Source organism: Tenacibaculum aiptasiae, assembly GCF_008806755.1.
Classification (GTDB): domain Bacteria; phylum Bacteroidota; class Bacteroidia; order Flavobacteriales; family Flavobacteriaceae; genus Polaribacter; species Polaribacter aiptasiae.
Window position 1 is genome coordinate 424793 of sequence record NZ_WAAU01000003.1, and the last position, 26389, is coordinate 451181.

The window sequence follows — 26389 nt, forward strand, 5'->3', positions numbered from 1 at the left end:
TTATATTTGAGCAGTGGTTATAAAACCACTTTCTTTTTCTTTTTCATAGCAATTTTTCCCACTCAATTTTATGAGTGGGTTTTTTTATGAATAATTCCCATAACAAATAGCCATATACTATCACGTATTCTAAACCAACAAACCATAGGTTTTCTTTCCAAGGTGTGTTTGAGTAAGCTTGGTAACTTAAGATAATTGCCATAGACCAAATGATAGGAAAACGATATTTGGTAAAAATAGACAGAATTATTAAGGTTGCTACATACCAAGGATGCAAAGTTGTTGTTGTAAAATAATAGAAGGATAAACCAAATAACATTGCAGTTATAAGTTCTAAGATAGATTTATTTTTTCTGAAGAAAGTAACTCCAATTAAAAATATAATAGTTAAAATAGGTATTATTTTACCTATTATGGCTATTTCATTATAGCCTCTAAACAAATACCCAATTTCTCTCGCTATATAATATAAACTAGCGTTAAATTCAAAATTACGAAACCAAAGTCCTACAGAGTTAGAATAATTTGAAATTAATTCTGATGAATAAAAAGGTAGAAAGAGTAATAAAATACTTGTAATAACAATTGTATAAAAAGCAAGTAATCTTAAGAAACCTTTAATTTTTAAATCTTTTGTAACAAATGTTTGATAGAATAAAGGTAAGAATAACAAAGGAATCAGTTTTACCGAAACCGAACATGCTAATAAAATTGCAGCCCAACCCCACTTTTTTTGATGTAATAAATATAAGCTCCAAATCATAAAAAATAGCATAACAGGTTCGAAATGTAAATTACCTGTCATTTCAATTATGATAAATGGGTTTAATGCGTATAAAAAGATGTTTTGAACTGGAATTTTTAAATTTTCCAATAATTTTTTTCCAAAGTAAATGATACCAATATCAGCTAAAATGATAATTACTCGCATTACAGCTGCACTACCTATAATGCTTTTATTGGCTAAAATTGCAGCAATAAAGAAGCATAATTGATTTATTGGAGGATAGTTTGTATAATGACTTCCATTCATACTTCCCATTCCTTGGTATAAATCTAACGCTTGATTAATTGGATATTTATGCTGTTCGATAAAGGTTTCAGGTAATGATAAATATGGATTAAAACCTTCTAAAATCATTCTTCCATCCCAAATAAAACGATAAAAATCTTGAGATAAATTAGGAATAGCAAAAAGAAAGACAAATCTAAATAGAATGGATACTCCCGCTAAGAAAAGAAAATTGTTTTTACTGTTTTTCCATAAAAAATATGAAGTAGTAAATAATGAAAACCACAAAAAAAGTAATTTAGAAAATTCAGTTCTTTCTAAAAAGTATGCAAAGAAAAAATAAAGTAAAAGACTAACAAAAGTTAGACTTATAGCACTATATTTTCTTTCAAGAAGCATTAGGCTTTTGAAAAAATAGATTTAAAAAACACATAACCAAAACCAAAAAACAGCATAAAGTGAAATGGAAATAAACCAAAATCTCCTCCTTGGTCACCAACAATAAAGGCACTGTACATTCCAAACGCAAAATAAATAGCTAATAACCCTTCTATAACAACATTGATTGAAGGTCTTTTACGAATGTATTTGTTGTTTTTCCAACTATCTTTTAACGATTTTATATTGAATTTTGGAGTTCTAATAAATTCACTTTTCTTACCTATATGCCCTTCTAAAACAGCAATTGTATTGTGCAATGAGAAGCCCATAGCAATAGAGAAAAAAGAAAAGAAAGCTCCAATGTATTTGATAAAATTTAAAAATCCACCACCATAGGTTCGTTTATACATAAACCAATAGCAAACAAAGAAAATTAAGGTGCTTACAATAAAGAAACTCATTACAATAAAGTAAACCTTTAAATGTGCATATTCATTTTTTATATATAGCATAGGAATACTTAAAATAGCTACTAAGAAAATACAAGTAAACATAGAACTATTTAATAAGTGTAGCATTCCGTGAACTTTTGTTTTAAGAGAAATATTTTTATTGGTAATTATTCTCCTTAACATTTTCTGGAAGTTTTCAGCACCACCCTTATTCCATCTAAATTGTTGAGATCTAGCAGCACTAATTATAACAGGTAATTCTGCAGGAGTTTCAACATTTTCTAGATATTTAAATTTCCATTTTTTTAATTGAGCTCTATAACTTAAATCTAGATCTTCAGTTAAAGTATCTCCTTCCCAATTACCAGCATCGTAAATACACTCTTTACGCCAAATACCAGCAGTACCATTAAAATTAATAAAATGTCCTTGACTATTTCTACCTACTTGCTCTAAAGTAAAATGAGCATCTAAAGCAAAAGCTTGAATTTTAGTAAGCGTAGAGTAATTTCTATTAATATGTCCCCATCTTGTTTGTACAACACCAATTTCTGGGTTTTTAAAATAAGGGACAGTTTGTAATAACCAATTTTCTTGAGGTAAAAAGTCAGCATCAAAAATAGCGATGAATTCTCCTTTAGCTATTTTTAAACCTTCCTTTAAAGCACCAGCCTTAAAACCTTGACGGTTTTCTCTTCTAATATGCTGAATGTCTAAACCTTTTTTTTGTAATTCTTCAATGTGTTTTCCTGTACTAATAACAGATTCATCAGTAGAATCATCTAAAACTTGAATTTCTAATTTATCACTAGGATATTTTAGTTTAGCTATGTTATCTAACAAACGTTCCATAACATACAGTTCGTTGTATACAGGGAGTTGTATTGTTACATAAGGGATTTCTTCCTCATTAGAAAAGTCAAATTTAGGAGAATTATCTTCTCTTCTTTGAGCTTTTAAATAATTAAAAAGTAAATTTAATTGAGCTAAAGCATATAGTAATATTAGTACTAATGAAATAGTATATATTGCAATTATAACGTATTCTAAAATCATTATTTAAAGCTATATTTAAATATCCAACCTAAAATTTTTATGCCGGCTAAGATACTACCTTTTACGGTTCCTGAAACTTTTGAAACGCCGATTCTATTTCTATATTTCATAGGGACTTCAACATAAGTCATTTTTTGTTTTAATGCTTTTAATTGCATTTCAACAGTCCACCCATATGTTTTGTCTTCCATATTTAGAGCTAGTAATTTATTATATTTTATGGCTCTAAATGGTCCTAGGTCTGTAAACTTAGCGTTAAAAAATAGTTTCATTAAAAAGGTAGCTAACCAATTGCCAAAAACTTGTTGAGGAGTCATAGAACCTTGTTCTCGTAGTCGTTTTACACGTGCACCAATTACAAAATCTATGTTATCATTTATTATAGGGCTAATTAGTTCTGTTAATTGTTGAGGATAATCGGAATAATCACCATCTAAAAAAACAATTATGTCTGGTTTTATATCTTGATTGGCAACATAATCCATACCTTTTAAGCAAGCATAGCCATAACCTCTTCTACTTTCCTTTAATACAGTAGCTCCAGAATTTTTTGCGTTTATTTCAGTGTTATCAGTAGAATTATTACTAATAACTATTATTTCATTTACAAAAGGGGGGATATCGTTAATTACATTTGCAATAGAATCTTGCTCATTGTAAGCAGGAATAATAACCTTAATATTTTGATTCATTGATTATTTTAAATCATTTAAACTATTTTCTTCTTTAAAGGAAGAAAAGTCAGACCATTCTTTAATTTTTTTGCCGTTTTTAAATTTAACAGCTTTTACTAATTTTTGTTTTTTATAGAGTAAGCAATATCCGTTTTTTTGATTGTTTTTTAATTGACATTTATGATTTACCTGCCCATTTTTATCATAAAACAACCACCATTTATTGCGTTTTCCATTAACAAAATGACCTTCCTTTTCTTTAGAAGAATTTTTTCGGTAAAAGTACCAATATTTTACTTTTATATTATTCTTGAAACGTCCTTCTTTTTTAAGTACGCCATTTTTATAATAAAATTTCCAATACTTTGTTTTCTGATCGTTCTCTATCCAACCTTCTTCTTTCAAAGTACCATTATCGTAATACGCTTTATGATACTTGCTTTGCGAAAACATGGTTGCATAGCAAAGTAAGAAAAATAAAAGTACTTTACTTTTCATTCACTAATTTCATTAAATCAACATCGTTACCTAACAATACATCTGTAGGGTTTATTCTTCCTTTTTCCGGACCATTTTCTAATTTTAATACTCCACGTGGACAAACAGCAGAACAAACACCACATCCAACACAACTAGACCTAACTATATTTTCTCCTTTTTGTGCGTATGCTCTTACATCAATTCCTTGTTCACAATAAGTAGAACAGTTTCCACAAGAAATACATTGCCCTCCATTGGTAGTAATTCTAAAACGTGATTTAAAACGTTGAACTAAACCTAAATATGCTGCTAATGGACAACCAAAACGACACCATACTCTGTTTCCGAATATAGGATAGAAACCAGTACCAATTACACCTGCAAACCAAGATCCAATTAAGAAGCTATAGGTGTCTTTTATCCATTCTGATTTGATACCTAAAAAAGATTGTGTTCCAGAAAAATAACAGTATAACGTAACAATAGTCATAACTAAAGAGAAAACTAAAACTGAATGAATTAACCAGCGCTCTAACTTCCATGCGTTTAAACTTTTGTCAGAGTGTTGTCTATAAGGGTCACCTAAAGTTTCAGCTAAACCACCACAACCACAAACCCATGAACAGTACCATCTTTTTCCAAAGAAATATACCATTACAGGCACAATAATTAATGTTAAAACAATTCCCCAAACTAAGATAAATAAACCTATAGCACCACTGTTTTTTAAACTATTTAAATTCCAATCAAAAAAGAAATCATAGTCTAAAGGAAAAGCATTTTTAAAATCATATCCAGGCATGTTTAAGCTCGTCATAATCTCAGGGATTAGGAAGGCAAAAACAATTTGAAAGAATAAAACTGAAGTAGTTCTTATTATTTGATATTTATTATGTCTGTATTTAATATACATTCTAGCAGCCATAACTATCATAATAACACAGTATAGGAAACCATAAACAAACCACTGTGAAGCAGCACCGCCATTTAAAGCCTTACTAATAGGATCTAAAATATATGTCCAATTTACAACATAGTCAGGCATAAAGTATAACAGTAAATAAAAAGCAACTAGATATACTAATACCAACCATGCAATTGCACCTCTGTTAGTACTTGATTCTAAGTAAATACCGTTATTTTTAATTCCAGGTCTTCCTAGTAAAATATAATTTGGTAAGATGAATAATAAAGCACCAATAATTCCTAACCCAAAAGTAAGCCACCAAATTAAGCCAGCATTTTCTTTGATGTAACCTTTTCCTGCAATTTTAGCTAAGTTATAACTTAAAGTATGTGGTTTTCCAGAGATTCTATATTGATATTGTTCTCCTTTTTTGTCCCAATTTTTTTCAGCATCATATTTAGCAATCAATGCATCATAATGATCGTTAGAAGCTTTATAAGCATTACGAACACGACTAGAAAAATCAAAAATATTTAATTCTTCAGAAGTCACTACAGCTTTGCTAAGTTCTTCTTTAATTACTTCACTTTTATAATTTTGGTTCTTAATAAAACTATCTAATTCGCTAGAAGTTAAATTGAATCCTCCAGTAAAAATAGTTCCCGTGAAAATAGATAACCCAATTAAAAAAAGGACTAATCCAATATATTTTATTGCTTTCATATTTTATTACGCGCTAAAAATTCGTTTCCAGCTTTTCTTTTTTAGTTGGATGTTTGTATTGTTTTCTTTGTTAAATTTTGCTACAATCTCTGGTTCGTGAAGTTTGTAGAATTCTGGATCGAAATTGGCATCTGCTAAATGTTCTAATACGTATTCTATCGAACGTTTTTCTGATAGAACTTTATCGAAAAACTCATGACGCATTCTAATGCCAAAATTGTTTATTCCTATAAATTCATGAGTGTTTTTATCATAGTTAATATGGATACATTTTTTTCCATCTTTATGTTCCCAATAAAAACGAGCTTCATTTTCTTTAGGTTGTGCCCAAACCCATCCATAAGTTTGATATTCAATATCAATAAATTTTGCTGAGTTAAACCAATGTCCAGGTTTATATTGAATCCTGTTATCACATATCGTTTGTGCTACTGTTTCCCCCATCATTCTTCCAGTATACCAAACAGCTTCAATTGGACGTCTTTGTCCTATAGCTTCGTTTTGTTCAGCACAATCACCAATAGCGTAAATATCTTTAATGTTGGTTTCTAAATAACGATTTACTTTTACACCTCTACCAGTTTCAATATCAGAATCTTTAATAAAATCGATATTAGGAGAAACTCCAGCAGTTAAACCAACTACATTACAAGTTATTTCTTCCCCAGTTTCAGCTATTATAACCGATTTTACTTTTCCGTTTTCATCAGATTTAATTTCTTTTAGATTCACACCTAAACGAAGGTCAATATGATTATCTAAAATTTCTTGGTTAATCATTGCCGATTCTTGTGCAGGTAAAACTCCGTTCCAAAAACTTTCTTCGCGGACTAAAAACGTAACAGGAATATTTCTACTATGTAGCATTTCAGCTAATTCAATACCTATTAATCCTCCACCAACAATTACAGCTCTTTTACATGTTTTATTATCAGGTGCATATTTTTCCAGATTTTCTAAATCTTGTTTATGGTACATTCCCATAACACCATCTAAATCTTGTCCTGGCCAACCAAACTTATTTGGTTTAGAGCCAGTAGCTATAATTAGTTTATCGTATGCAAGTGTATCGCCTTCAGCAAAAAAAAGCTCTTTTTTATCAGTATTGATTTCAGAGACATAACCTTTTTTCAAGTTAATTCTATTCTTTTTCCAAAACCAAGGCTCATAAGGTTGAGTATGTTCAAACTTCATGTGTCCCATATATATGTACATTAGGGCTGTACGAGAAAAAAAATAATCGGTCTCTGCAGATACAATAGTAATTTTTTTATCAGATAGTTTTCGAATGTGCCTAGCGGCAGTTACACCAGATATTCCATTACCAATAATAACAACGTGTTCCATAAAAAGTTGATTTGCGAGTTATGTCGTTGTTAAAGTTAATAACTTAATGAGCGAAATAAATTTAGAATGAATTTAAATAAAGAAGGTATGTAAGACATTTTACTTTTTATCGACATAGGTGATAATTGAAAAATAATCACCATGAAAAATAATTTTAAAAGTATTCTTCTAGTATTTCTATTTATTGGGTTTAGTTCTTATGCTCAAGAAGAAGAAAAAGAAAATGATAAATCAAATATTCAAACTTATACTCCTTCAAAGTTATTGAATAAAGGTCAATGGGATATTAAGTGGTTTAATAATCTTTATACTGAAACTAAGTTTGCTGATGCTAATGGAAATAGTGTAAATAAAGCAAGAGATAATTTTTTCACTTCAACAATCGAAGCCTTTACAGGTATTTCAGATAATAACAGAATTAATATTGGAGCAATTGTAGAGTTTCGTTCTAATACTATTGGAGGTAGGCAAGCTCTGTCTGTTTTTAGTTTAGAAGATACAAATACTGATAGAAAAGGTATTACTTCGATAGCACCATCTGTTAAATTTCAACCTTTGAAAAATGTTGCAAATTTTTCTATTCAATCGGCTATTCATATTCCATTAGTTAGTAATGAAACTGAGAACGGTGTCTTTTTAGATCAAACAGCATGGTCTTTTCAAAACAGGTTTTTTTATGATTATACTTTTGCTAGTGGTAACTGGCAGTTATTTACTGAGTTAAATACTGAGTATAATTTTGGAGATGATCAAAGTTTTGCGAATAATACATTTTTATTAGTTCCTGGAGTATTTTTAAGTTATTTCCCAAGTGGTAAGTCAACAGTTTTAGGATTTGTTCAACATGCTGAGCGTTTTGGTGATTTTACTCAAGATTATACAGCTTTAGGTTTTGGAGGAAAATATCAGTTATCTAAAGTGTTAAACTTAGAAGTGTTGTATAGTAACTTCGTTAGAGGAAATAATAACGGTTTAGGGCAAAGTTTTAATTTAGGTTTACGTGCATTATTTTAAAAAAGAGTAATTTAGGAGTTATGAAAATTTATAAGCTCCTTTTAATATACCTCATATGTTTGTCTTGTAAGAGCCAAACAAAGAAAATAAATGGAATTAGTTTTGTGGCATCCCCAGAAAAAATTAGTCACGAACATGTATCCCCTTTGATAAAGGCATCAGCGAATTATGTAGCGCTGATGCCTTTTGGTTTTATAAAAGATTTGTCTTCTCCTGAAGTAATTCATAATACTAAAAGACAGTGGTTCGGTGAAACAGAAGAAGGTATAATTCAATATGCAAAAGAATTTCAGAAAAAAGGAATTAGTTTAATGATAAAACCTCAAATTTGGGTTTGGAGAGGTGAGTTTACAGGTTATATAAAAATGAATTCTGAAGAAAATTGGAAAACTTTGGAAGCTTCATATTTAGAGTTTATTTTAACATATGCAAAAACAGCAGAACTATTAAAAGCTGATGTTTTTTGTATTGGTACTGAGTTGGAACAATTTGTAATTAATAGACCAGAATTCTGGGATAAGTTAATTAAAGAAGTAAGGAAAGTATATAAAGGAAAGTTAACCTATGCTGCCAACTGGGATGAGTTTAAAAGAGTGCCATTTTGGGAAGAAATAGATTATATAGGTATTGATGCATATTTTCCCTTAAGCGAAAAGAAATCACCAACTTTAGAAGAATTTGAAAAAGGATGGGGGCCGCATAAGAAAGAGATTTTGAGAGTTAGGGAGAAGGTAAATAAACCTGTTTTATTTACAGAGTATGGTTATAGAAGTATAAATTATGCAGGAAAGAAACCATGGGAGGCTCATAGGGTTGAAGGTGAAATAAATTTAGAAAACCAAAAGAATGCAACACAAGCATTATACAATCAATTTTGGAAAGAAGATTGGTTTGCAGGAGGTTTTATTTGGAAATGGTTTCATAAACATAAAGAAGTTGGAGGTAAAAATAATAACCGATTTACGCCTCAGAATAAACCTACAGAAGAATTAATTAGAAAATTATATGAGCAATAAGTTTTTATTCTTACTATTTTCCTCATTTGTTTTTTTCTCTTGCTCAGAGAATAATGAGAAAGTGATGCCTGTAACGCTACAAGATTATCTTAATCTAAATTCTAGTTTATTAGTGGATGAAGTAATTGCTTGTGCAGCTAGTAAAGAATCAGAAAATAATACATCATATATATTTTATTATCCAGAAGTAGGAGCTACAGAGATTAAATATTTTGAAACAGCTAATGTTGAAGATGATAAAAATAATTTTTCACTTTATAAAGAAAAAGAGTTGCCTAAGGAAGATGTTTTTAATGGGTATTTAGGTAGGTTTTTGAAAACTTCATCTACAGAAACATGGTGTATAGTAACTTACAAAACTGAAGGGAAATTTCATAAGTCCAACCCAATCCGATTAAAAAACACAACAAAACCTACTGAATGGACTGACATGGTTACTTTGAATACTAAACAAAATTTAATGCCTAAGTTTTCATGGATGGATGGAATGGTAAAAGAAAATGCTATTTACTTTCAAGTAATCACTGATGCTGAAAATAATCTATTGTCAGGTACTTATACGTATGAAAAATGTTTTCAATATTATAACCTATCTAATGTAGTTTTAAATGTGACAAGAAATACACCACCTAGTTTAATTAAAGGAAAAGATTATGGATTTACAATGATGGGAGTTAGTGAAGATAATTGGGTGAATTTAGTGATTCAAAAAAAAATTAAAGCAGAATAATGAAAAAGAAACTATTTTTTTTAATCGTAATATTTTATAGTCTTGTCACTTTTTCACAAGAAAAAATTATTGTGGATATAAAAGTTAAAGGAGCCAAAAAAACCAAAATATCAGAGATTAAAAAAATAATAGAAACAAAGGTAAATACTAAGGTCGATTCGGTTTTATTAGTTAACGATATGATTCGATTAAAAAGATTACCTGCAATATCACATGCTTATTTTCAAGTTTTTTATTCTCACGATAATAAATACAATGTTTTTATTAATGTAGAAGAGAATTTTACAATAATACCAGAGTTTAATCTTTGGACAACAACCAATAAAACTGCCTATAAAATAGGATTGTATGAGTATAATTTTTTAGGTAGAAATATAGCTTTTGGAGGTTTTTATCAGAATAATGGATTCAATTCTTATGGAATTAACTTTCGAGCACCTACATTATTCTCTAATAAATGGGGACTTGCTCTAAATCATCAAAACTGGATAAGTGAAGAGCCTTTGTATTTTGATGATAAAACAGCTAATTATAAGTATCAAAATACGTCTTATGAAGTTTTAGGTTTGTACCAGATGGATTTCAAAAATAATTTACAATTAGGTGTAAACTATTTTAAAGAGAAATATGATTATTTATCTGGTGATACAGCGCCAAGTGTTCCTTTACAATTGAATGTGAATAAATGGTTGTTTAAAACAATCTATACATATGATGTTTTAGATTATTATTATCAATACATAAGTGGTTTTAAAAATCAATTATACGGTCAGTATGTAATTTCTGAAAATGAGTATCAAGAAGATTTTTTAATTTTTTGGAACGACTTATTCTACTACAAGAGAATTGGAAAAAAAGGAAATTGGGCAAATAGATTACGTATAGGATTATCGTCAAATGTAAAAAGCCCGTTTGCTCCGTTTGCCTTAGATAATAATGTAAATTTACGTGGAGTGGGAATTTTAGTTGATAGAGGAACGGGAAGCATTGTATGGAATACAGAGTATAGACATACCTTATATGAAAATAATTGGCTTGTGTTACAAGGTAATGTTTTTAATGATTTTGGTACTTGGAGAACCCCTGGAGGTAGTTTAAATGACTTTTTAAAATCGGAAAATGTTAGAGTTTATTCTGGTGTTGGATTAAGATTTATAAATAAAAAAGTATTTAATGCTGTGTTTAGAATAGATTATGGTGTTGGACTTACCAAAAATGCTTCTAAAGGTTTTGTTTTTGGGATAGGACAATATTTCTAACAAACAAAAAAAGTGAAATTCAATTAAGAACTTCACTTTTATATATTTGTTTTATTAAAAACTACTTCTTAGGATGAACTAATTTCATTTCGTCAATTAGATGTTTCGCTCCTGCATATTTATCAACTATGAATAATACATAACGAAGATCAACCATGATATTTCTACAAATTTCAGGGTCGTAATTAATGTCACTCATAGTTCCTTCCCATACACGATCAAAATTTAAACCAACTAAGTTTCCTTCAGCATCAATTGCTGGACTTCCAGAATTCCCTCCAGTTGTATGGTTGGTTCCTAAGAAACATACTGGAACTTTTCCGTTTTTATCGGCATATTGTCCATAGTCTTTAGCGTCATATAAGTCACGTAGCTTTTTAGGAACATCAAATTCATAATCACCAGGAACATATTTCTCTATTACACCATCTAAATAGCTTACTGGGTTATAATACACAGCATCTCTTGGCGAGTACCCTCTTACTTGTCCGTAAGTTACTCTCAAAGTGCTATTAGCATCTGGAAAATAACGTGCATTAGGTAGAGCTTCCATTAAGGCTTTCATATATTGTTTTTGTAAAGCAGTAATTGGTTGGTTTTTATACTGGTATTCAGGGTTTATTTTAGTGTAAAATTCCTGAACCATTGGTTTAGCATATATATATGCTGCATCTTTATTTAAATTCTCAACTACTTGTTTTGCATCACCTTCCAATAACTTTAAGGCTTTGTCTAAATCGGTAAAACTAGTTTTATTGTATATCGTAGCATCAACGTTTTTAGAATATAATGGCATTACATTTTTAAAAACACCTTTATCTACGTTTACATCGTAATTTTTATGGATTCTTTTCAAACGAGCAATATATCTTTTTTTAGCTTTTTCAAAATTTTCAGGTTTATTTAAAGCAACTTGCTCTAATTGATAAGCTCTAAAAGCCATTTGCATTAGTTCATTGGTAACTAAAAATACTTCAATAAAATTTCTTCTTTTAATATTAATAGCAGCAAAATCCTTATATAATTTTTCAAATTCAGGTAAAATTTTACCATACTTATCTTCTAGTCCTTTTTCTTTTAAAGCCTTTTTAAAGGTTTCTTCAAAAGCTTTACGTTGTGCAATAGCATTACTTTTTTTGATACCTAAGTTTTCACCAATCCATTTTTTCCAAGCATTTGCAATACGTGCTTGTTTAGATGCATATTTAATTCTAACAGCATCACTGGCTTTCATTTGTGCATCTATTTCTTTTAAAGCCGCTTCTCTAATAGCAATGTTACTAGGGTTAAATTCTTGTGTAATATGTTGAATTGCTACAGCTGGTAAATATTCATTAGTACGACCAGGAAAACCAAATACCATTGTAAAATCACCTTCTTCAACACCGTCTAAAGAAACAGGTAAATAGTGTTTTGGTTTGTAAGGAACGTTGTCTTTACTGTATTTAGCAGGACGGTTATTTTTATCAGCATAAATTCTGAATAAAGAAAAATCTCCAGTGTGACGTGGGAAAACCCAGTTATCAGTATCGCTTCCAAATTTACCAATACTACTTGGTGGAGCCCCAACTAAACGAACATCTTCAAATTTTTCAGTAACAAATAGAAAGTATTGATTTCCTTTATAAAAAGGACGAACTTTTACATTTTGCCAATCTTTCTTTTTAGCAGTTTTTTTAAGGTTATTGATGTTTTTATCAATAGTAGATTGTTTTTCACGTTCAGTCATTGCATCTGTAACCCCAACCAAAGCTTTTTTAGTTACATCATCGATACGTACAATAAATTCAACATATAAACCTTCGTTAGGCAATTCTTCTTTTTCATTCATTGCCCAAAAACCATCTTTTAAATAATCGTTTTCTAATGATGAATGTGATTGAATTTGTCCAAAACCACAGTGATGGTTTGTAAGAATTAACCCTTTAGGAGAAATTACTTCACTAGTACAGCCACCGTTAAAGTGCCCTATAGCATCTTTTAAACTAGATTTGTTTACGTTATAAATATCTTTGGCAGATAATTTACCACCTAAAGACTTCATTTCTTGTTCGTTCATTCCCTTTAAGAGAGAAGGAATCCACATTCCACCTTGTTGAGCAGAAACCTGAACAACAATAAAAAGGAATAGAATTTTTATATATTTCATCGAATGTTAATTTTAATTCGATAAAGATACAAAGACGCAAATTATTTTTTGTTAAGAGGGTATATTTCTTGACCAATAAAGTCTTTAGGAAATTCTTCTTCACCTTCAAAACCTATTTCAATATCACGTCCATCATGAGGTATATAATTGGTTTTGAAAATATAATCCCAAATACTTAAGGTAATCCCAAAGTTTACTCCTGTTCTTCTGTTTTCTGGTAGTTCTTTCGCATGGTGCCAAATATGCATTCTTGGGTTATTTAAAATATATTTCAACCAACCATAATCCCAATTAATATTCGCATGATTTAAATGTCCAATCATAATATTAAAGAAATGAATTATGGCTACATCTTGAGCTGTAAATCCACCCATAATAGCTAAGGGGATATATTTCATAGAATTGTATACAACAGGTTCCATCCAATGATAACGTAAATGAGCCGCAAATCCCATTTGTTTTACAGAATGATGTACTTTATGAAAGTTCCATAAAAATTCGTACTTGTGCAAGAGTGTATGTGTAAACCATTGTACAAAATCAATTACTATAAAAAACACAAATAATCTAGCCCAGTAAGGAAATGTATTGATATCGAATAATTGGAAGTTGTTAATAGAAAGTCCTACCAAGCCAAGAATATCATTAAATAATTCAGCAGCAGTATTAGACAACGCAATTAAAACAATAAGATTTAATAAAAAGAAATTAAAGAACATGTAAAATGTATCTAGCCAAAAATCTTTTCTAAAAAGAGGTTGGTTTTTACGCCAAGGAAAGATAATTTCTAAAGTCCAAACAATTAATGAAATTAGAATTAAGCCATAGAAATAATTCTCCCAATTTAGTTCCATTAAAACAGATTGTTTAATATAGTTCCAGTAATTGGAATAAGAGCTTTTTATGATGTCTAAATATTTATCCATATTCTGTTTTAAAAGAAACGTTTATTTCAAAGTTACTGAAATAAACGTTTTTAAATTGTTACAAGAGTTACAAATACTAGAATTGATATTTCAATCCTAATTGGGCTTTCCAACGTGAGTTAATAGCATCGGTAACCCAAGGTTTTGCATTTTCATCAATAGTAAATTGATATACTGGTTGATTGTTTTGTACACCTTTAAATTCTAATAAGTTAAAACTAGAGTTTACTACGTTTGGTACATAAACCAATCGCCCCCAATCTTTATTTAGTAAGTTTAATACATTAAAAATATCTAAACTCACTTGTAAGTTGTTGTTGTTTTTAAATGGTATGTTGTATAAAAATTTGGCGTCTAATTGATGATTCCATGGTGTTCTTGCTCCATTTCGTTCCGCATAAGAACCGCGATTATTTCGTAAATATTCGTTGTTGTTTATAAAATTATTTAATCGATTCCATTGCTCTTGAGAAGAAACAATTACATTTCCTGTTCCATCAGTAATGTCTTGTAAATTAATTTCACTTTGGTTTGCAGGTATATATACTAAGTCGTTTCGAGACGAACCATCTCTATTTACATCTCCTTGATATACGATCGAATATGGACTACCAGAAGTTCCTGTATATAGTAAGGAAGCTTGTAGTTGATGTTTGTTTTTAAAATTGAAATTATAACCTTGAGAGGATACTAATTTATGACGTAAGTCGAAGTTAGAAAATGATAAATTAGGATTATGAGAATTAATAGCTTGATTCCATTCAAAATTCGCTGCAGAGGAATTTCTTACAGTACTAGAAATATCTTTACTTTTCCCATAAGTATACCCAATAAAACCATTGTAGTTTTTGTCTTCTTTGTGTAATCCAAAAGTTAAATTATATCGATAACCTCTGTTGGTATTACTAAGTAAAAAAACATTAGTGAAGTTATTGTTTACTCTAGTTCCGTTATAAAACTGACGTGTATCTGCTCCAGAATAATTACTAAAATCTAAACGACGATTGATAGATTGAAAGTAAATGCCTTTTAAAACTTCTGTATAAGTTGCTTGCGTTGTAAATCGGAAATTATTAGGAAGTTTAGCTTCAAAACTTAAACGTGTTTTCCATTCTCTAGGTAATTCGAAATCATTATCAATTAAATTAATTTCTGTTAATCCAGGTTGTTGAGCAGCTAATGAACCTAAATTTTCTACTAATTGAACTGTGTTTCCACCAGGTCTAATATCTACATTAAAATAATCGGTTCCAGAAATGTATTCAGCATATGCAAACCATAAATATGGAATACGTCCTGTAAATAATCCACTTCCCCCTTCTATAGTATATTTTCTATCTTGATCTAAAACATATTTAAAATTAAATCTAGGATTTACATGTGGTTTAGCACTAATTTTATTGGTAAACTGACTAAACTCAGGAGTGTTTTTTACTAAAGGACTTAAGGGAAGTTCGTCTAATAATAATTGATTGTCTAAACGTAAACCAAAGTTAACAGTTAATTTATCGTTTAAACGAATTTTATCCTGTACGTAAATAGCTGAGGTTAATACATCAATTGTTGCTGAAGGACGATTGTTTACAAAATCGAAAGAATTATTTGTTACATGGTATACACCACGAATTCTTGAAGGTTTATCATTTAAAAAATCATCAACAGACTTATAAGCCCAACGTCCATTCCAAGCGGTTAGGAAACCGTAATCGATATCGTTGTATTGTAATAACAATCCACCAGTAATAGTGTGATTGTTTTTATAATAAGTAAACTTATCAGTTAGCTGAAAGGTATTCAAGTTTGTATTGTAAATAGATGCTTCTCTATAGGTTCCAGCAAAGATTCTGTTAGAAGTATCCGTAATTTCTATATGAGGAAACACTCTTCCATCATAACTTCTGTCTTCTTTTACTTTGGTATAACCAATGGTTAGTATGTTAGAAGTATTTTCAGATAAAGTTGAATTTAATTCAAAAGTAGTACTGTTTAAAATACTATTGTGTCGATATCCTTGATTACCAAAGTTGAAAACAGCTTGATTCCATTCTAAATTATCAGCAAAACTTTTTACAAAATTGTTTCTAAAAGTAAGTTTATGTTTCTTAGAAATATTATAATCTAAACGAGCAAAAATTTTAGTAGAAGCAGTTTTTATATCGCTGCTTTCAAAAGCACCAGGATTGTAGTTGTAATCATTTTGAAGTTTGTTGGCAATATCAGTTACAGTTTGTTTACTAATATTAGAACCATTAGTTCCTGGAGCTCCAATTAAAGGGGTTTTACTTAATGCTTGTTCTACATTTACATAATAAAATAGTTTGTCTTTTTTTAAAGCACCTCCAATACCGGCACCTAATTGAACATCGTAAAAACTATTTACATCTTGTTTAATTCCGTCAGCATAAGACCCTACCAAAAGTTGATTGTTCCCATAACCATAAACTTCTGTTTTAGTAGTGTTTGTACCGTTTTTGGTAACAACATTAATATTGGCTCCTGTAAAATTTCCAACACTAACATCAAAAGGAGAAGTTTTTACAGACAACTCTTTAATAGCCCCAAAGCTAATAGGTTGGCTGCGAGATAAACTTCCAGGAGTTCCATTTGCAGAAGAGCCAGCAGCACCACTAGCAGGTTCTTGAAATCCAACTACATCATTACTTGCAATACCATCAATATTAAAGTTATTGAAACGATTACTAGCTCCTCCAAAAGAGTTTAAGTTTGCTTCTGGTAAGTTTCTAGTTAAATCTTGTACACTTCTACTAATAGTTGGTGTTTTTAGTAATTTTTGAGCATTTATAACAGTACCATTTTTTCTTGAAGAAGTACCAGTAATTACTACTTCTTCTAATGCAGTACTTTCTTCTTTTAGTTCAATGTCTAATAGAGTGGTTTTCCCTAAGTTAATAGTTACATTGTTTAATTTGTAAGTGTGAAACCCAACAAAGCTAATCTCCACAATATATTGATTTCCTGGAGGGATGTTAGCAATTACATAATGACCTGTTTCTTGAGAGGTGGTTCCGTATATAAAATTGGTTTCAGTATCTTTTATTATTACTGTGGCAAAAGGAATTGCTTCATTGGTAATGTCAACTATTTTTCCTTCTAAATTACCAGTTGTTTCTTGTGCATAAATGCTTACTGTTAAAAGCAACAGTATAATTACATTAATTTTAGTTTTCACGTGAATTAAGTATTGACTTTAATTATTGAATTGATGTAGAGAAGAGTTTCTATTAAGAAAAACTTCAATGTAAGTATGATAATTAAAGAGTAATTGGTGAACCTTTATTAAAAAAAGAATAAGAATAACTTTTAGATGTATAAAGATTCTCAAGAAATGAGATGACTTTGTTAGTGTTTAACTCAATAAGTTCTCTTAGAAGAGAAAAAGAGTTTTTAAATTGATCTATAAAAAAGTAGATGTCTTTTTTTGAATCAATATCTGCTAAGTAAGCAAGTTGTGTAATATTGATGTTTCGCTTAACAAAATAATTTTTTAACTCAGAAAATACTTTATGGGTATTCCAAGTTATTTTTTTGAATGCTTCTAAAGAAAACTGTTCTTTGTTTAAGGAAATTAAATAAGTGCCTCCGTCATAAGAAGGGCCTAAAGTCGCATTTCCGTTTTCTAAATTGTGTAAAGCTTTTAAAAGGTGTGAAGTCTTTAAATTTGGACTATCATTACCTATGGTAATTATTTGCAAGTAACCTTTATTAAAAACTGTTTGAATAGCATTTGCAAATCGTTCACCGAAACTTGAACCTATTTGTTGCTTTTCGGTAATTACTAAAACATCAGTTCCTGTTTTTTGTGCTTTTTCAAATGTTTTTTGATTTAACTGCTGAAAGAGTTTCTTACTTTTTTCAAAAACCTTATGATTCGCTTCTTTCTCGGGAGAATAAGCAAATAATAAAATTGCAGTTTGTTTTTGATAATGAATCATTTAAAGAAACTCTGTTTTTACAAGGCTTTAATAGTCGAGTAAAAGGTAGGTTCTTTACAGTAATTCATAAAAAAAACCATCAAATTTTTTTGATGGTTTTTTATACTTGTCAAAGTAGTTTTACTTTTTGTTAACTTCTTTAATATATTTATCTAAAGCCATAGTCATAGAAGGAGTTTCTGGAGTTGGTGCAGCAATATCTACACGCAATCCTCTATCCTTAACAGCTTTAATAGTTGTATTACCAAAAACAGCTATTCTTGTATCATTCTGTTTGAAGTTAGGGAAGTTTTTAAATAAACTATCTATACCAGAAGGACTAAAGAATACTAAGATGTCATAAAAAACATTTTCTAAATCAGATAAATCACTTACAACAGTTTTATATAAATCAGCACGTTTCCAATCAACACCTAATTTGTCTAATTCAGTAGGAATTAATGGCTTCAATTTATCAGAAGAAGGCAATAAGAATTTCTCATCTTTATGTTTCTTAATTAACTTAGTTAATTCAGGAAATGTTCTATTACCTACATAAATTTTACGCTTTCTGTATACTACATATTTCTGTAAATAATATGCAACAGCTTCTGATTGACAGAAATACTTCATATCATCAGGAACAGTAAAACGCATTTCTTCAGCTATTCTAAAGTAATGATCTACAGCATTTCTACTTGTCAAAATAATAGCTGTATAATTGTTTAAATCAATTTTTTGAGCTCTTACTTCTTTTACAGAAATTCCTTCTACATGAATAAACGAGCGGAAATCAATTTTTACTTTTTGTTTTTCAGCTAAGTCAAAATAAGGAGAGGTTTCTGTCTTAGGAGCAGGTTGAGACACTAAAATAGTTTTAACTTTCATATAACTTTCTCTTTACGTAGTTGTTGTTGTTTTATAAAGAATTAATAGCGGTGCTATTTCAAGGACGCAAAAATACAAAATAAAATAGAACAACTTACTTATAACTAATCTTTTGTTATTAAGTAAAATTAAAAAGCCTCTGAAAGCAAATAAAATAAGGAAAAAACTGAGTAAATATAAGTTTTCCTTAAAGGCATATTGATAGAGAATTATAGCAGGAAATAGCCATAAACTTAGTGTATAAAGGTAACCAGATTTCGTGTATAAGAAATATTTTGTGACTAATGATAAGCCTAAAATGTTAGAAAAAGTAAAGTCTAATACTCTTCTAATAAAAAAATAAAGACTAATAATAGCGAGTAATATTAGGTAATTTAAAAAGCTTTGATCATAAATTTTTGGAGTAAACACAAAAAAAAGAAACAATGATATTACGATAGAAGAAAAAGAAAATAATAACAAATGAAAAGGTGAATAAATAGAAACGTTATTTTGAACTTTTTTTTGAAAAAAACCAGGGGTAAAAAAAGCCAAAGCATATCCTAATAGCTTATTGGGCTTAATTAATTTCATTATAGCTAATAAGATAATAACAAAAAGAATTACTAGAGTAATCCAGTTATCATTGGTTATTGTACGTTCAATAGCTTGCAATAGTATTTGTTTTTTATCGTATTTAATTAACACAAAATTAGTGATTATTTAGTGTATATTTGCCCAGATTTAGATGAAAATTACATGAAGTCAGACGCTTTAGTTATAATTCCTACATACAACGAAAAAGAAAATATAGAAGCAATAATTCGAGAAACTTTTAGTCAAGAGAAAGAATTCGATATTTTAATTGTTGATGATAACTCACCCGATGGAACTTCTGATATAGTTGAGGGTTTGCAAGAAGAGTTTACAGAGAGACTTTATATTGAAAAAAGAACAGGAAAAAATGGTTTAGGTACTGCTTATATTCATGGGTTTAAATGGGCTATAAAAAAAGGCTACGATTATATTATAGAAATGGACGCCGATTTTTCTCATAATCCGAAAGATTTGAATAGGTTGTATAAAGCTTGTTCTGTTGATGGGGCTGATGTTTCTATTGGTTCACGTTATTCTATTGGGGTAAATGTGGTTAACTGGCCAATGAGTAGAGTATTATTATCGTATTTTGCATCTAAATATGTTCGTTTTATTACTCGAATTCCAGTTCATGATACTACTGCAGGTTTTGTATGTTGGAAAAGAAAAGTATTAGAAACAATTCAGTTAGATAAAATTAAGTTTGTTGGATATGCTTTTCAAATAGAAATGAAGTTTAAAGCATGGAAACATAAATTTAAAATAAAAGAAGTATCAGTTATCTTTACTGATAGAACTTTAGGAGAATCAAAAATGAGTGGAGGGATTATATCAGAAGCTCTATTTGGTGTTATAAAAATGAGGTTAAAGGGATTACCAAAATAATTATGCAATCATATCTAATTAAAAACGCAAACATAGTTAACGAAAACAAGGTTTTCAAAGGAGATGTTTTAATAGAAGGAAATTATATAAAACAAGTTTCTGAGGAAATTATTAATACGTCCGGTGCTGAGGTAATCAACGCTGAAGGAAAATATTTAATTCCGGGTATGATAGATGATCAAGTGCATTTCCGTGAGCCTGGTTTAACGCATAAAGCAAATATTGCAACAGAAAGTAAAGCTGCAATTGCTGGAGGAATCACTTCTTTTATAGAAATGCCGAATACAGTACCACAAGCAACTACTCAAGAATTATTAGAAGAAAAGTTTCAGATAGCTTCAAAAACTTCATATGCTAATTACTCTTTTATGTTTGGAGGAACAAACGATAATTTAGAAGAGTTGTTAAAAACAGATTCTCAAAATGTAGCAGGAATTAAATTATTTTTGGGTTCATCAACAGGAAATATGTTAGTAGATAATGAAGAAGTCTTAGAAAAGATTTTTTCTTCAACTGATATGCTAATATCTGTACACTGTGAAGATGAAGCAACGATTAGAAAAAATACTGCAGAATATAAAGGAAAATATGGTGATGATATTCCTGTAAAATACCATCCAATCATTAGAAGTGAAGAAGCTTGTTACCTTTCATCTTCAAAAGCTATAGAACTAGCAAAGAAAACAGGAGCACGTTTACATATTTTTCATTTATCAACTGAAAAAGAGACTCATTTATTTAGAAATGATATTCCTTTAGAAGAAAAACAAATTACAGCAGAAGTTTGTGTGCACCATTTATGGTTTACAGATGTTGATTATGATAAAAAAGGAACGCATATAAAATGGAATCCAGCGGTAAAAACTCAAAAAGATAAAGATGGGTTATGGAAAGCCTTATTGGATGATAGAATTGATGTAATAGCTACAGATCATGCCCCACATACTTTAGAAGAAAAAGATAATGTGTATACGAAAGCACCAAGTGGAGGACCTCTAGTTCAGCATGCGGTTTTGGCAATTTTAGAGAAAGTAAAAGAAGGAGTACTACCTATAGAAAAAGCTGTTGAGAAAATGTGTCATAATCCGGCAAAACTTTTTAAAGTTTATAAAAGAGGTTTTATAAAGGAAGGATTCTATGCAGATTTAGTACTAGTTGATAACGAAAAATGGACGGTTTCTAAAGATAATATACTATACAAATGTGGATGGTCTCCATTTGAAGGAACTGAGTTTTCAAATAAAATAACTCATACCTTTGTCAATGGGAATTTAATGTACGATAACGGTGTTTTTGATGAGCAGATAAAAGGAGCTCGATTAGAATTCAATAAATAAATGAAAAAATTTTTATACATAACAGTTCTTTTATTTTTAGCTTCTTGTACTAGTAATACTATATACAAAAAGCCTAAAGATTTAATACCTAAGGATTCTATGATTTCCTTGTTAACCGATATGTATATTGCTTCATCAGCTAAAAACGTTAAGAATAAGTTTTTAAAAAAGGAAAAAAATTATGTTTTCTTGGTATATGAGAAGTATAAGATAGATAGTACTCGTTTTGATAAAAGTAATGATTACTATACTTCTAAAATCGAAGAGTATACAGCCATTCTTGGAAAAGTTAAGTTCAGAATAGATTCTATTCATAAATCAATTTTAAAGCAGCGACGAATTCAAGACTCATTGAATAATAAAACAAAGCCTCAAAAAAAGATGTCATTAAAATTAGAGGAGAAAAACGAAAAACTATCTAAGAACAAAAAAATAAGTAAAGAAATTAAAGAATAAAGTCTTTACAAATTTTTAAAATACTTGCATCAATTTTAGCAAATTTAAAATTAAATGCATCTTCTATTTTTTGAGAAGTATAATAAGATTTATTAAGTGACGATTTAGCTGAATTCTTAGTTAATAAAGGTTTTTTTCCAGTTAATTTGGTTAATAGCAAATCAAATCTCCAAATAATAGCCATCAATAATTTACTACTTTTAATTGATGGTCTTTTTTTATTAAAACCATCAGCAATAGAAAATAAAATATCTTTAAACGATTTGTTTTCTGAAACTAAAATAAAACGTTCGTTTTTAATATTAGATTCCATTAATAGTATCATAGTTTTTACAACGTCTTGTACGTGTACGAAACCAGTAATACCTTCAGTGTAAAACTTAAAACCATTATAAACTTGCGAGAATAATTTGCTAGAACCTTCACTCCAAAATCCACTTCCTAAAATAACACCAGGGTTTACAATTACCACATCTAATCCTTCTTGACTTCCTCTCCAAACCTCCATTTCAGCACCATATTTTGTAATAGAGTAATCATTATTGTCATTATTATCCGACCACTCATTTTCTTCATTAATAGGTTTACCATTTATAGAATCCCCTACAGCAGCAATAGAGCTTACAAAACAGAACTTTTCAATATTATTCTCAATAGAAAAATTAATCATATTGGCAGTACCATCAATATTAACTTGACGCATTTTTCTATAGTCTTTTGGGTCAAAAGAAACCAATGCAGCACAATGATATACTTCAGTTATACCTTTGAAAACGGATTCAAGTGAAAAAACATCAGTAATATCTGAAATTACCCATTCTATTTTAGAAAAGAATTGATCGACATCTTCGGTATAATAAGAGAATATTTTTTTTACATATTCTCTTTTTTCATCAGTCCTGTATATAGCTCTTATAGCTTTTTCTTTTTGAACTAAATTGAATAATAAATGTGAGCCAACAAGCCCAGTTCCCCCAGTAACTAAAATCATAAAGCGAATTTAGCTTTTTTTGGTTGATAAAGTTATCTTTGCTGACTGATAAATTTATGACGATGAAAAATTTTATTGAAGAGTTAAAATGGAGAGGAATGTTACATGATAGCATGCCTGGAACAGAAGAGCATTTACTAGAAGAAATGCGTAGTGCTTATGTTGGTTTTGATCCAACAGCAGATTCACTTCACATAGGTAACCTAGTTCCTATTATGTTATTGGCACATTATCAGAGATGTGGACATAGACCAATTGCTTTAGTTGGTGGAGCAACAGGTATGATTGGTGATCCTTCAGGAAAATCATCGGAGCGTAATTTATTAGATGAAAAAACATTACGTCATAATCAAGAATGTGTAAAAGCACAATTACAACATTTCTTAGATTTCGAATCTGATGCCGATAATGCTGCTATTTTAGTAAACAATTATGATTGGATGAAAGAGATTTCATTCTTAGAGTTTATTCGTGATGTTGGTAAGCACATTACAGTAAATTATATGATGGCTAAGGATTCTGTAAAAAACCGAATTGGTTCAGAATCTAAAGAAGGAATGTCTTTTACAGAGTTTACTTACCAAATGGTACAAGGATATGATTTCTTACACCTTTACAGAGAAAATTCAGCAACTTTACAAATGGGAGGTTCTGATCAGTGGGGTAATATTACTACAGGAACCGAATTAATTAGAAGAATTGGTGGAGGAAAAGGATATGCAATTACATGTCCATTAATTACAAAGTCTGATGGCTCTAAATTTGGAAAGTCTGAAGGAGGAAATGTATGGTTAGATGCTAAAAGAACTTCAGCTTACAAATTCTACCAATACTGGTTAAATACATCAGATGAAGATGCTGAAAAGTATATTAAGATATTTACATTCTTAGATAAAGAAACAATAGATGCTTTAGTTGAAGAACATAAAGAAGCACCACACGTACGTATTTTACAAAAACGATTAGGAGAAGAAGTTACTGTATTAGTTCATGGGCGAGAAGAATATGATAAGGCGATAGCGGCTTCTAATATTTTATTTGGAAAGTCTACTGCAGAAGATTTAAAATCATTAGATGAACAAACATTCTTAGATGTTTTTGATGGAGTACCACAAGCAGAAGTATCTAAGTTAGATATTTCAGAAGGATTATCTATGATTGATGCTTTAGCGGGAAAAACAAGCTTTTTAAAATCTAATGGAGATGCACGTAGAGCTTTAAAAGAAAATGCGGTTTCTGTTAATAAAGAAAAAGTAAAAGACGATTATGTAATTACAGCAAATGATTTAATTGCTGATAAGTATATATTATTACAACGTGGAAAAAAGAGTTATTTCTTATTAAAAGTAGCTTAATTAAGAAGCTATTTTTACATTAAAAGTTAAAGGGCATCGCTTACAGTTGATGCCTTTTTTTTGGTACTTATTGCAACACTTACTTTTAGGTTTTATACAGTTAGACGCACAAGCCGTAGAGCATGCTGTTTCTTTTTGAATAGGAACAATTGGTGTAACCTTTTTATTTTCAGTATAAAAGACAATCATATTTCTAAAATCTGGTGCAAATATAGCAATTTATTTAGAACAAATTAAAATAATATTTCTACCTCTTTTTATTGAGAAAAAAAACAACTTAAAGTATCTTTGCACTTCCAAGATTTTAAAATCATTTTGTTACAAAAACTAAGTATATATTTATTTGTTTTGTTGTACACAATTGCGATGTTACGACCAATAACACCGTTTGTTGAGTATGCAATAAACTACGATTATATATCGAAGGTTTTGTGTATTAATAAAGACAAACCAAACCTAGGATGTAATGGTAAATGTCAATTAATGAAAAAACTAGAAAAGCAACAAGATGATGATTTTAAATCGTTACGAATAAATATAGAAGAATACCCAATAGGTTTTGTTGAATTACTTTCAGTAAAAGAAGAAAAGGTTCTTTTTAATAATGCAAAACAATTGTTTTCTTACAACAATAAGTATTCTTATTTATTTTCAAATACAATCTTCCATCCACCTACTATATAAATTTTGCATAAACGCCTTTAATAAAAGCTATTTGTCCTAATAGATAAATAGCCTAAAATACTATTGTAAAATTTAAAAACATAACTGATGAAATTATCAAAAATCATCTTTACAGGGATTCTTATATCCTTATCACAAATAATAAACGCACAAGAAGCAACTGAAGATAAAAACGAATGGAAATCTAATAGGCCAGATGGTCATGCGCCAATAAGTATAATGGGAGATCATTACCACCATAAAGGAGAGGTAATGTTTTCGTATAGATTTATGTATATGAATATGGAGGGATTACAAAAAGGAAGTGACGCTATTTCAAATACAGAAGCACATAATGCTGGTTATATGGTTACACCACTTTCAATGCCAATGAAAATGCATATGCTAGGAGCTATGTATGCACCATCTGATAAAGTTACTTTAATGACAATGGTAAATTATATAGAAAACGATATGGATTTACAAATGCGCAACATGATGACTGGAATGATCATGCCTTTTTCAACTTCTTCGTCTGGTTTAGGAGATATAAAGCTTGGGATGTTATATAAGTTTATTAACGAAAATAGAGGTTCGTTACACGCTAATGTTGGTATTTCTATTCCTACAGGAGAATTAAATGCAAAAGATGTAACACCTATGTCAAATCCAAATAAAATTCAATTGCCATATCCAATGCAAATAGGAAGTGGAACTTATGATGCAGATTTAGGATTAACATACTTAGGGCAAGCAGAAACTGTTTCTTGGGGAAGTCAGTTAAAAGCAACATATCGTTTTGGGAAAAATAAGTATGATTATTCTTTAGGAAATCGTTACAGTTTAAATTCTTGGTTTGCAGTTAAAACTCACCAATGGTTAAGTTTTTCAGCTCGTTTAGAAGGGTTAATTGTAAGTTCAATTAATGGAAGAAATCCTAATTTAAATCCTATGATGGTTACTACTGCAGATACAATGAATTCTGGAGGGAAATTTATCAATGGAGGTTTAGGTTTTAATGTATATGCTTTTAAAGGTTCATTAAAAAACCTTCGATTTGGATTTGAATTTAGTACTCCATTATATCAAAACTTAAACGGAATTCAGTTAAAAAATAAAGAAACAATTACAGCGGGACTACAGTATTCTTTATAGATTTTAATTAAACATATCAAGTTAT

The 26389-nt window shown here is 29.7% G+C and carries 23 protein-coding genes; 10 read left to right on the forward strand and 13 right to left on the reverse strand.

Annotation, left to right across the window (positions count from 1 at the left end; genetic code table 11):
- Positions 1-43 precede the first annotated feature (43 nt).
- The 6 genes from F7018_RS02000 to F7018_RS02025 are packed head-to-tail and all read right to left on the reverse strand — an operon-like array spanning position 44 to position 7032.
- Positions 44-1411: a mannosyltransferase gene (locus tag F7018_RS02000; RefSeq protein WP_150898299.1), complete on the reverse strand. Its 1368-nt coding sequence runs from the start codon at positions 1409-1411 to the stop codon at positions 44-46.
- A complete protein-coding gene (locus tag F7018_RS02005; protein ID WP_150898300.1) occupies positions 1411-2901 on the reverse strand; it encodes a cellulose synthase family protein in 1491 nt (496 codons plus the stop codon). The genes F7018_RS02000 and F7018_RS02005 overlap by 1 nt, the downstream gene beginning before the upstream one ends.
- The gene (locus F7018_RS02010; protein ID WP_150898301.1) at positions 2901-3593 is read right to left on the reverse strand and encodes a glycosyltransferase family 2 protein; all 693 of its coding nucleotides are present in this window, start codon (positions 3591-3593) and stop codon (positions 2901-2903) included. The genes F7018_RS02005 and F7018_RS02010 overlap by 1 nt, the downstream gene beginning before the upstream one ends.
- A gap of 3 nt (positions 3594-3596) precedes the next feature.
- Positions 3597-4073 (reverse strand): toxin-antitoxin system YwqK family antitoxin, encoded by a 477-nt coding sequence (locus F7018_RS02015; protein WP_150898302.1) that lies wholly within the window; start codon positions 4071-4073, stop codon positions 3597-3599.
- Positions 4063-5685 (reverse strand): 4Fe-4S binding protein, encoded by a 1623-nt coding sequence (locus F7018_RS02020; protein ID WP_150898303.1) that lies wholly within the window; start codon positions 5683-5685, stop codon positions 4063-4065. The genes F7018_RS02015 and F7018_RS02020 overlap by 11 nt, the downstream gene beginning before the upstream one ends.
- Before the next feature lie 6 nt (positions 5686-5691).
- Positions 5692-7032, reverse strand: a complete 1341-nt coding sequence (locus F7018_RS02025) for an NAD(P)/FAD-dependent oxidoreductase (protein WP_150898304.1) — start codon at positions 7030-7032, stop codon at positions 5692-5694.
- Between the two features lie 141 nt (positions 7033-7173).
- Here F7018_RS02025 and F7018_RS02030 point away from each other — a divergent pair, with 141 nt between their 5' ends.
- The 4 genes from F7018_RS02030 (at position 7174) to F7018_RS02045 (ending at position 11051) form a co-directional block, all read left to right on the forward strand.
- Positions 7174-8046 (forward strand): transporter family protein, encoded by an 873-nt coding sequence (locus tag F7018_RS02030; protein ID WP_150898305.1) that lies wholly within the window; start codon positions 7174-7176, stop codon positions 8044-8046.
- Positions 8047-8105: 59 nt separating this feature from the next.
- Positions 8106-9062, forward strand: coding sequence for a glycoside hydrolase family 113 (locus F7018_RS02035; protein ID WP_394350025.1), 957 nt, complete (start codon positions 8106-8108; stop codon positions 9060-9062).
- 64 nt (positions 9063-9126) lie between these two features.
- Positions 9127-9792: a hypothetical protein gene (locus F7018_RS02040; RefSeq protein ID WP_150898307.1), complete on the forward strand. Its 666-nt coding sequence runs from the start codon at positions 9127-9129 to the stop codon at positions 9790-9792.
- Positions 9792-11051, forward strand: coding sequence for a BamA/TamA family outer membrane protein (locus tag F7018_RS02045; RefSeq protein ID WP_150898308.1), 1260 nt, complete (start codon positions 9792-9794; stop codon positions 11049-11051). Before F7018_RS02040 ends, F7018_RS02045 begins: the two co-directional genes overlap by 1 nt.
- 61 nt (positions 11052-11112) lie before the next feature.
- Here F7018_RS02045 and F7018_RS02050 read toward each other — a convergent pair whose 3' ends face one another.
- The 6 genes from F7018_RS02050 to F7018_RS18835 all read right to left on the reverse strand — a co-directional run bounded on the left by F7018_RS02050 (position 11113) and on the right by F7018_RS18835 (position 19633).
- Entirely contained in the window at positions 11113-13200 is a 2088-nt protein-coding gene (locus F7018_RS02050; RefSeq protein ID WP_150898309.1) for a S46 family peptidase, read from the reverse strand.
- Between the two features lie 41 nt (positions 13201-13241).
- Positions 13242-14126, reverse strand: a complete 885-nt coding sequence (locus F7018_RS02055) for a sterol desaturase family protein (protein ID WP_150898310.1) — start codon at positions 14124-14126, stop codon at positions 13242-13244.
- A 76-nt stretch (positions 14127-14202) separates the two neighbouring features.
- Positions 14203-17316: a TonB-dependent receptor gene (locus F7018_RS02060; RefSeq protein ID WP_175578614.1), complete on the reverse strand. Its 3114-nt coding sequence runs from the start codon at positions 17314-17316 to the stop codon at positions 14203-14205.
- A gap of 82 nt (positions 17317-17398) precedes the next feature.
- On the reverse strand, positions 17399-18079 hold the full coding sequence (locus F7018_RS02065; protein ID WP_150898312.1) for a DUF2064 domain-containing protein: 681 nt from the start codon (positions 18077-18079) through the stop codon (positions 17399-17401).
- 120 nt (positions 18080-18199) lie between these two features.
- Positions 18200-18946 (reverse strand): uroporphyrinogen-III synthase, encoded by a 747-nt coding sequence (locus F7018_RS02070; RefSeq protein WP_150898313.1) that lies wholly within the window; start codon positions 18944-18946, stop codon positions 18200-18202.
- 12 nt (positions 18947-18958) lie between these two features.
- The gene (locus F7018_RS18835) at positions 18959-19633 is read right to left on the reverse strand and encodes a DUF4271 domain-containing protein (RefSeq protein WP_150898314.1); all 675 of its coding nucleotides are present in this window, start codon (positions 19631-19633) and stop codon (positions 18959-18961) included.
- Positions 19634-19684: 51 nt separating this feature from the next.
- Here F7018_RS18835 and F7018_RS02080 point away from each other — a divergent pair, with 51 nt between their 5' ends.
- The 3 genes from F7018_RS02080 to F7018_RS02090 are packed head-to-tail and all read left to right on the forward strand — an operon-like array spanning position 19685 to position 22200.
- Complete coding sequence (locus F7018_RS02080) at positions 19685-20407, forward strand: polyprenol monophosphomannose synthase (RefSeq protein WP_150898315.1); 723 nt, start codon at positions 19685-19687, stop codon at positions 20405-20407.
- A gap of 2 nt (positions 20408-20409) precedes the next feature.
- Complete coding sequence (locus tag F7018_RS02085) at positions 20410-21744, forward strand: dihydroorotase (RefSeq protein WP_175578615.1); 1335 nt, start codon at positions 20410-20412, stop codon at positions 21742-21744.
- The gene (locus F7018_RS02090; protein WP_150898317.1) at positions 21745-22200 is read left to right on the forward strand and encodes a DUF4296 domain-containing protein; all 456 of its coding nucleotides are present in this window, start codon (positions 21745-21747) and stop codon (positions 22198-22200) included.
- Here the strand turns inward: F7018_RS02090 and F7018_RS02095 are convergent.
- Positions 22190-23191 carry an NAD-dependent epimerase/dehydratase family protein gene (locus tag F7018_RS02095; RefSeq protein ID WP_150898318.1) on the reverse strand — a complete coding sequence of 334 codons (1002 nt, stop codon included), beginning with the start codon at positions 23189-23191 and terminating at the stop codon, positions 22190-22192. The two genes, F7018_RS02090 and F7018_RS02095, sit on opposite strands and share 11 nt — an antisense overlap.
- Before the next feature lie 62 nt (positions 23192-23253).
- On the opposite strand from F7018_RS02095, the gene tyrS reads away from it, so the two are divergent.
- The 3 genes from tyrS (at position 23254) to F7018_RS02110 (ending at position 26364) form a co-directional block, all read left to right on the forward strand.
- The gene (tyrS, locus tag F7018_RS02100) at positions 23254-24546 is read left to right on the forward strand and encodes a tyrosine--tRNA ligase (protein WP_150898319.1); all 1293 of its coding nucleotides are present in this window, start codon (positions 23254-23256) and stop codon (positions 24544-24546) included.
- A gap of 366 nt (positions 24547-24912) precedes the next feature.
- Positions 24913-25230 (forward strand): hypothetical protein, encoded by a 318-nt coding sequence (locus F7018_RS02105; RefSeq protein WP_150898320.1) that lies wholly within the window; start codon positions 24913-24915, stop codon positions 25228-25230.
- An 87-nt stretch (positions 25231-25317) separates the two neighbouring features.
- Entirely contained in the window at positions 25318-26364 is a 1047-nt protein-coding gene (locus tag F7018_RS02110; RefSeq protein WP_150898321.1) for a transporter family protein, read from the forward strand.
- The last annotated feature ends 25 nt before the right edge of the window (positions 26365-26389 follow it).